Here is a 1057-nt window from a genome sequence, read left to right as displayed (position 1 = left end):
AGGTGACAGTTTGACCTGCCCTACGGTTAGGTTTCCACTCTTGGTCGCTAGCTTCCGATGGTGGTGAGTGCCCGCGGGGGTGCCGGCGAGGTCGTAATCGTGGGGTGTCGCGTACTCGAGGCAGGAGTGCCGGCGACGACGGTTGTAGAACACCTCGATGTACTCGAAGATCGCGTTCGCGAGCTCGATGCGCGTCTTCCACTTCTTCCGGTTCAGCAGCTCGATCTGCATCGTCGACCAGAACGACTCCATCATCGCATGGTCGAGGCCATCGCCGACGGTCCCGAACGACGGCAGCAGTCCCGCTGAACGGATCTTCTGAGTGAAGACCCAGGAGGTGAACTGGACTCCGTGATCCGCATGAACGATCCCTCCGGTCCCTGGCTGACGTGCACGGATTGCCATGTCCAGAGCGTTCACGACCAGGGTGGAGTCCTGTGTGGAGTCGATAGCCCAGCCGATGATCTTGCGGGGACAAGCATCCAGCACGGCGGCGCAGTAGATCTTGCCCTCCCGGGTGGGATGCTCGGTGATGTCCGTGACCCACAGCTCGTTCAGCGCGAGACGGTGGAACTTGCGGTTGACCAGGTCGTCCGCTGTGGCGACCCCCTTTGAGTCGCTTGATTCTGGCTGGGCCTGGAAGGCCACCGATTCCGGCGCGAGTCATGAGGACGCAGATGAGCCGGCTGGAACACGGAATGTTCATTCCGATGGTGAGCTCGGCGTGGATGCGGCGGTAGCCGTAGGTGCCGCGGGAGGCGACGTGGATCTCCCGGATCAGGCCGGTCAGCCAGCGGCGGCGCAGCTCAGTGGCACTGGTCGGGCGCTTTCGGTACCGGTAGTAGCCCTGACGGGAGACGCCCAGTAGGCGGCAGCAGGTGCTTGTGGGTGCCCCGGCGTCGACGAGTCGGTCGATCACCGGGTGCGCCCTTTTGGGGCAACTCCTCCCTCCTCGTCGAGCCACGTCGCGGCCCGGCGGAGGATCGCGATCTCCTGCTCGAGCTGGCGGACACGGCCGCGCGCCGCGCGGAGCTCGGCAGATTCCTGGCTGCTTAGT

1 pseudogene is annotated in these 1057 nt (G+C 64.5%); it reads right to left on the bottom strand.

What is annotated here, in order from left to right:
* Positions 1-47: 47 nt before the first annotated feature.
* Positions 48-1057: pseudogene (locus FSY66_RS12400) on the bottom strand (IS3 family transposase); the annotation flags it as partial.

The organism is Kocuria palustris (genome assembly GCF_007666205.1).
In the GTDB taxonomy this organism is placed as follows: Bacteria; Actinomycetota; Actinomycetes; order Actinomycetales; family Micrococcaceae; genus Kocuria; species Kocuria palustris_A.
Note: the sequence above shows the minus strand (reverse complement) of the source record. Positions and strands in the feature narration are given on the sequence as shown.